Source organism: Limosilactobacillus reuteri subsp. porcinus (assembly GCF_036621895.1).
Classification (GTDB): Bacteria; Bacillota; Bacilli; order Lactobacillales; family Lactobacillaceae; genus Limosilactobacillus; species Limosilactobacillus reuteri_J.
Window position 1 is genome coordinate 23,386 of sequence record NZ_LN887380.1, and the last position, 6,492, is coordinate 29,877.

Below are 6,492 nucleotides of genomic sequence, written 5' to 3' on the forward strand. Positions count from 1 at the left end.
TCATCCTTATATCATTTTAGCAATATTATACCATGCTTCTTATCTATTGTAAGTAATCTGCTTGTAAGGACTAGATATTTGGATTTTAATAATTAAAAATGATAGAATAAATGAGAAGTTAAGAACGGATTAAATTTAAATAGTGAAGGAAGCAATCATATGAATGCAAACAATAACTCCCTCAACCCCTGGCTGATTCCAGTCACATTAGGTGCGTCTGGAATCGCCGGTTTTATCGCTGGTAAACTTTTTGGTAACCGCCAAATATCTGCTGAGCGGATCTTAAAATTAGTCAAGAACGATTTTGCAAGTGAAGGTTCTCTAACCGGTAGCTGGATCAATAATAAAGCAGTACCTTTCCAACGATTTGCGGTTAAAACCCATGCTTATGAAGGCGGCGTTTCTCGTCTAGAAGATGGCGAAGAAGTAGATTACGAGTTTATTGCTGACGCGTATACTGGTAGTCTATTGGAATTAAAACGAATTGAGAATAACTAAAGTAAAGGCTGGGGACAAACTTTCCCAGCTTTTTTAATTAAAGGAGAACTATCATGAATCTTAATGACGCAATTCAAGAATGTTGGAGCAAAATTGACGAAGGACAGGTAGCGACATATATTCCCGCTTTAGCAAAAGTTGATCCTTATTAACTTGGCGTTTACCTTTTCGACGTCACAAATGATAAAAAAGTAGAAGCAGGAGCATCGCAAGTTCGGTTTGCTATCGAAAGTGTCTCGAAAGTAATCACCCTCCTCTACGCAATTGAACGTTTAGGCTTGTCAGCAGTTGAAGAGCAAGTGGGAACACGCCAAACCGGCTTCCCGTTCGATACAATCCTTAACATGGAAATCACTAAAGAGACGCACCCCCTCAATGCTTTTATTAATAGTGGCACCATCCTCATTAGTTCATTAATCGAAGAACAAGATGGGCTTTCTCCCTTTGACCAAATTCTTGAATTTAGTCGTAAAATCTGCAATGATCTCGATATCACCCTCAATGAAGAAATTTACCAATCGGAGTTGCGAACCGGAGATATGAATCGGTCGTTAGCCTACTATCTCAAGGCCAAAGAAGTCCTCACCAATGACGTAACCCTTAGCCTTGATACCTATTTTAAGTAGTGTTCAATGATGGTCACTTGCCAAAGTCTAGCTAATCTCGGTGCTGTCCTTGCCAATGACGGGATCGCTCCTTGGAATAATGAACGAATCATTTCAAGCGAAGCCGCTACATATACAAAATCGGTCATGATGACGACTGGCCTCTACAATGAATCAGGAACTTATTCCGTTCGAATCGGTGTACCGACTAAGAGCGGTGTCGGTGGCGGTTTAGTTTCTGCTGCCCCCAATCATTACGGGATCGGAATTTTCAGTCCGGCACTCGACCATGCTGGTAATAGTGTTGCCGGGCTAGCACTCCTTGAACTCATCAGCAAAAAATTAAAGCTTGATATTTTTAGGTACTAGTTGCAAATATCCGCCTCCTTATCGGGATCTGCTTAATTATATTCAACGTTCAATCCAGTTTCGTTAATTTACTATTCCAATTCAATATTCAGGTACATACCAAGAATATTTTTAGTATAATTAAGGCAATTGATGCATGCGCTTTCACCAATAAGGAGGTTTATCATGATGTATCCAGTAACAATCGGTCATTCAGAAGTTAAAGTAAATCCCCTCGGTCTTGGAACAAACGCTGTTGGCGGTTATAATCTCTTCCCAGGGTTAGATGATCAAGCCGGCATTGATCTTGTTAAGACCGCTTTAGATAATGGAATTAATTTATTAGATACTGCCTATGTCTATGGCTTGGGTCATTCAGAGGAATTGATCGGGCAAGCCATTCAAGATTATGATCGGCATAAAATCATCATTGCAACAAAGGGCGGTCATGATTTTTCAACGGGTAAAGAAGCTATTAATAACGACCCGGATTTTATCACTAAGCAGGTCAATGACAGTTTAAAACGGCTGCAAACTGACTACATTGATATTTACTATCTGCACTTTCCTGATCATGATACGCCGAAAGCAGAGGCAGTCGGTGCTCTGCAGAAATTACGGGAAGAAGGAAAGATTCGGGCAATCGGAATTTCCAATTTCAGTCTTGCTCAAATCAAAGAGGCAAATGCGGATGGTTATATTGACATTGTAGAAGACGAATTCAGCCTTCTTCATCAAGATCATTTAACGGAAGGAATGCTAGATTACCTTCATGAGAACAACATCAGCTTTGTCCCTTACTTCCCGCTAGCTTCTGGGCTATTGACTGGAAAGTATACCACTGATGCAACATTCCCCGCTGATGATATCCGCAGTCAAATTGCAGACTTCAAAGAACCGCGTTACAGCACAATCTTACATGCTGTTGATCTCGTCCGTCCAATTGCTGATAACCATCACGCTACGATTGCTCAAATAATCCTCGCATGGTATCTGCAAAACCCACTCATTACTGCGGTGATTCCAGGAGCTAAAAATGCCCGGCAAGTACTTTCTAACGCACAAGCAATGAAAATTGAACTTTCGACTGACGAATATCAAACAATTGAACAAGCATTCAATCAATTTAAACAAATTAAGAGTGGTAAATCATTAAAAGATCCAGACTAAGGGGAAAAACCACCAAATCGTTTCAAAAGGAATTTATCATGCATTATTTCATCACTAGCCGGCAGAATTTGTATACCTCAGCTATTGATAAAAAACTTAAAGAAGCGAAAAAATACTAGGGAGCGAGACAGAAGTCACTTGTGACTTCGTTTTTCGACGCGAAGCTAGCCTCTGGGAGCCCCCGCAAGCAACAATAGGCCTCCAATGTTCGGCTTTGCCGGACGTTGGAGGCCTATTGTTGTACTGCGCATTTGATTTTTATGAAAGTAACTTAACTTATGTCACAGTCCCTAGTATTTTACTTAAAATCAGCAATTAACTTATAGATTGGCTGACCTTTTGCCGCAAATTTCTGTTCATACTCAGTTTCAACATTATGCTCATTTTCTTCGCTATGGTGTAGGTCTAACCAAACTCCATCAAAGATCATCCCATAGTTATTCATGCTTTCCAAGGAGAATTCAAAGAGACCCATGTTATCAGTCTTCAGTTCAATTGCCCCTTGATCTTGGAGGATCTGCTGATAGGTTGCTAAGAAGGTCTTGTAGGTCAGGCGCCGCTTAGCATGCCGTTTCTTCGGCCATGGATCAGAGAAGTTAAGGTACATCTTAGTGACTTCCCCATCTTCAAAGTATTCTTGCAAGTCTTCCCCATCCCCACAAATCAATTGCAAGTTTGGCAAGTCTTCCTCGAGCGCTTTTTTGAGGGCGATTGCCGCAACAGTCCGCTGAATCTCCAGACCGATAAAGTTGATTTCTGGGTGAGCCTTCGCCATGCCAATGATAAATTGACCTTTTCCCATCCCCACTTCTAAGTGAAGGGGGTGTTCTTTTGCAAACCGTGATTGCCACTTGCCCTTAAATTGAGTAGCATCATCAATCATTAGTTCTGGATGGGCAGCAATTAATGGATCAGCCCACTTTTTATGTTTCACACGCATAAATTAAAATCCTCATTTCATTAGTTTTTTGACTCTGACATTGAAGTAGAAGCGACTTAATAAGACCACTTCAACTGCCGCAATAATAAGATTAATTACCATCTGGCCGACGTTCAACTGCCAACCGATACTAGCAAGAGCGATCAGTAATGCTTCAAGTGCCGTTACCTTGGCTAATAGCTGCTTGAAGTCCGCCTGTTGCTGACTAGCAGGGATTGGATAGATGTGAGTAAAGACATTCGATTCATACTGGTCATAGAGTGGCATTAGCTGGGTCGCTATCAAGTAGATAAAGAGCACGACCACCACAGTACTCAGCCAACCCGCTGGCAGTAAGAAGACGATCACCATTCCTAGCAGGGTCAACCGACTAACAATCCCGCTCACTTCCGTACTACGGACAAATGCCCGGGCGTATAAGTAGGACCATGGTTGACCATCCTTGCTGAGCCAGCGAATCAGGCCATCTGCCCACTTCCGTCGTTTGGTATTTCCTTGAACACTTGGTACATCAGTAAAGAGGTTAAAGAAACGGTAGACACTGTACATCCGATCTTGTTCCGCCTTAACGGCAATCCGCCAATTAACGGCGAGATCACGATAATAGACAATTACCGCTAAGTACAAGATCACCGCTACGACAAGACCAACGTAGGGATTAACCAGCCACATTGCGATTGAAGCGAGTAACGGGTTTACCCAGTATTCTAGCCGGGTTCGCCACTGTTGATCACCCCAGCGCAAACTCAATGATTTACGAGCTACGTGCATCCAATCGGCCTTATTAACAATGGCGACTAAAAAGATGGTCACAATCTCGGCACTGCTAAGTTTTTCCGTTGTCAATGCGAACGGTAAGGCGATAAAGGCCCCCACCACCGTCATTATTTCCGCTAAGATCAAGCTATACCAGGTCGCCTGGTTAAGGTAACGATGGATTCCTTCAACTTGCGGCAAGAGAAAGACCGGGTCTGGCTTTTTGATCAGGGTAGCAAGACGACCGATTTGGGCAATGACCGTAAACCACCCGATCAAGATCAGCCGGGTCCACCATTCATGCGGTCCCAAGGTTGGCAACCATTGAGAATAGCCATACGCCAAGGCTCCGAACAGGAAAAATAAGGCGATAACAAAGTGGTCATTGAAGACTAACCGCCAGTAACGCAGTAAGAGCATAAAGTGTTGACTGCGACGCTTGCTAAATAACTTATTCATCACGATCACCCTTTGCAAGATGCAAGTAAATCTCATCTAAGGATTCGCCGGCATGATCACCAGCGGCTCGTAATTCATCGAGAGTTCCATGTGCCCGGACCTTTCCATCTGCCAATAGGACAAAGCGGTCACAATACCGTTGCGCCGTATCAAGGACGTGGGTCGACATCAAAACTGCGACGCCCTCCTTCTTCTTTTGCTCAATCAAGTCTAGCAAGTCATGAACTGCCAAGGGGTCCAACCCATAGAATGGTTCATCAATAATCAGCAGCTTGGCCTTAGTCATAAAGGCACAGCAGATCATTACCTTTTGCTTCATCCCCTTAGAAAAGTTTGCGGGGAACCAGTCAAGCTTATTGTCAAGCCGAAAAAGTTTTAATAATTTTGTCGCCCGCTGCCATGCTTCATCGTGGTCCAACTCGTACGCCATAATCGTTAAATCAATATGCTCACGGAGGGTCAATTCATCATAAAGAATTGGCGTTTCGGGAACATAGGCGATCTGCTTTTTATATTCTTCCGGGTTAGCCTGGATAGTAAGACCATTAATTTTAATCGATCCTGAAAATGGTCGCAGCAAGCCAATAACGTGGTTTAGCGTTGTTGACTTTCCGGCACCATTTAGTCCAATCAAACCAACTAATTCACCTGGTTGGACATCAAAGCTGACATCCTTCAACACAGGAATCTGGGAATATCCACCAACAAGTTTATTTATCTCTAAAGCCATTATTCATCCCTTCTTAATTATTGCTTAGTCATATCTTTTTATTATATCATAGGTTATTTCTTCTACTAAATCATGCACGAACGCGATTTTTTCGGTATACTTAGGATAAGTTTAATCTTCAAAAGGAGCGATTAATATGGATGATAATTGTATTTTCTGCAAAATCATTAACGGTGAGATTCCTAGCTACACAGTCTATGAAGATGACGTTGTAAAGGCCTTCCTTGATATTTCACAAGGAACTCCTGGTCACACCCTCGTCATTCCTAAGAAGCACGTTCCCGATTTATTTGCCTATGATGCTGATCTCGCTGCCCAAGTATTTTCCCGTATCCCCAAGATTGCACGGGCAGTTAAGGCTTCTAACCCGGACATCAAGGGGATGAACGTGGTTAATAACAACGGTGAAGTCGCTTATCAATCTGTCTTCCACTCCCACTTCCACTTGATTCCACGGTACACTAGCGATGATGATTTTAAGATGATTTTTAAGGACAATTCTGGTAAGTACAACGATGAAAAGTACAAAGAAATCCAACAATCAATCATCGATCAAATGAAAGAAGGCTAGTTATGCAACGGCTAAAAGAAATTCAAGAGGAATTCAAACGGCTCAGCAGCGAAGTTTCACAGTTGAAGAACAGCATCGATGAACTACAGGCTGCCATCCCTGGTGTGCAAAAATTTATTAACGATGTTGAACGTGATGTTAAGAAGTGGAAATTCAAGACTGAACCCCGGCTGAACCGCATTCAGATTATTCTGGATGTGCTCAAGATTGATCAAAAGGAACAGCAGAAGTAATAAAAAAGGGTCTGTGACTTAAGCCAAGTTACTTTCATAAAAGACAAATGACGCAGTACAACAATGGCCTCCAACGCCCGGTAAAACCGAACGTTGGAGGCCAATTGTTGCTTGCGGGGGCTCGAAAACGAAGTCACAAGTGAATTCTGTCTCGCTCCCATTTCCTACGATTAGTCAAGAAA

The 6,492-nt window shown here is 42.5% G+C and carries 7 protein-coding genes and 1 pseudogene; 5 read left to right on the forward strand and 3 right to left on the reverse strand.

What is annotated here, in order from left to right; genetic code table 11:
- Positions 1-159: 159 nt before the first annotated feature.
- The 3 genes and pseudogenes from AACL61_RS03655 to AACL61_RS03665 all read left to right on the forward strand — a co-directional run bounded on the left by AACL61_RS03655 (position 160) and on the right by AACL61_RS03665 (position 2,621).
- Complete coding sequence (locus AACL61_RS03655; protein WP_078009437.1) at positions 160-498, forward strand: PepSY domain-containing protein; 339 nt, start codon at positions 160-162, stop codon at positions 496-498.
- A 53-nt stretch (positions 499-551) separates the two neighbouring features.
- Positions 552-1,472 (forward strand): annotated as a pseudogene (glsA, locus tag AACL61_RS03660) (glutaminase A).
- Between the two features lie 168 nt (positions 1,473-1,640).
- Positions 1,641-2,621: an aldo/keto reductase gene (locus tag AACL61_RS03665; RefSeq protein ID WP_339111010.1), complete on the forward strand. Its 981-nt coding sequence runs from the start codon at positions 1,641-1,643 to the stop codon at positions 2,619-2,621.
- A 298-nt stretch (positions 2,622-2,919) separates the two neighbouring features.
- On the opposite strand, the gene trmB is transcribed toward AACL61_RS03665, so the two are convergent.
- Genes trmB through AACL61_RS03680 form a run of 3 tightly spaced genes read right to left on the reverse strand, consistent with a single transcriptional unit; the run spans position 2,920 to position 5,506 of the window.
- Positions 2,920-3,561, reverse strand: a complete 642-nt coding sequence (gene trmB, locus AACL61_RS03670) for a tRNA (guanosine(46)-N7)-methyltransferase TrmB (protein ID WP_102816585.1) — start codon at positions 3,559-3,561, stop codon at positions 2,920-2,922.
- A 12-nt stretch (positions 3,562-3,573) separates the two neighbouring features.
- Entirely contained in the window at positions 3,574-4,776 is a 1,203-nt protein-coding gene (locus tag AACL61_RS03675; protein ID WP_102816586.1) for an ABC transporter permease, read from the reverse strand.
- On the reverse strand, positions 4,769-5,506 hold the full coding sequence (locus AACL61_RS03680; protein WP_019251391.1) for an ABC transporter ATP-binding protein: 738 nt from the start codon (positions 5,504-5,506) through the stop codon (positions 4,769-4,771). Before AACL61_RS03680 ends, AACL61_RS03675 begins: the two co-directional genes overlap by 8 nt.
- Before the next feature lie 136 nt (positions 5,507-5,642).
- On the opposite strand from AACL61_RS03680, the gene AACL61_RS03685 reads away from it, so the two are divergent.
- Together AACL61_RS03685 and AACL61_RS03690 are read left to right on the forward strand one after the other, a co-directional pair.
- Positions 5,643-6,077: an HIT family protein gene (locus AACL61_RS03685; protein ID WP_102816587.1), complete on the forward strand. Its 435-nt coding sequence runs from the start codon at positions 5,643-5,645 to the stop codon at positions 6,075-6,077.
- Between the two features lie 2 nt (positions 6,078-6,079).
- Positions 6,080-6,310, forward strand: coding sequence for a hypothetical protein (locus tag AACL61_RS03690; RefSeq protein ID WP_003668512.1), 231 nt, complete (start codon positions 6,080-6,082; stop codon positions 6,308-6,310).
- The last annotated feature ends 182 nt before the right edge of the window (positions 6,311-6,492 follow it).

Bases quoted from the DNA above. Each gene is read 5' to 3' on its own strand.
- AACL61_RS03690 (WP_003668512.1), top strand. From the start codon at position 6,080: ATGCAACGGCTAAAAGAAATTCAAGAGGAATTCAAACGGCTCAGCAGC.
- AACL61_RS03685 (WP_102816587.1), top strand. From the start codon at position 5,643: ATGGATGATAATTGTATTTTCTGCAAAATCATTAACGGTGAGATTCCT.
- AACL61_RS03680 (WP_019251391.1), bottom strand. From the start codon at position 5,506: ATGGCTTTAGAGATAAATAAACTTGTTGGTGGATATTCCCAGATTCCT.
- AACL61_RS03665 (WP_339111010.1), top strand. From the start codon at position 1,641: ATGTATCCAGTAACAATCGGTCATTCAGAAGTTAAAGTAAATCCCCTC.
- AACL61_RS03655 (WP_078009437.1), top strand. From the start codon at position 160: ATGAATGCAAACAATAACTCCCTCAACCCCTGGCTGATTCCAGTCACA.
- AACL61_RS03675 (WP_102816586.1), bottom strand. From the start codon at position 4,776: ATGAATAAGTTATTTAGCAAGCGTCGCAGTCAACACTTTATGCTCTTA.
- trmB (WP_102816585.1), bottom strand. From the start codon at position 3,561: ATGCGTGTGAAACATAAAAAGTGGGCTGATCCATTAATTGCTGCCCAT.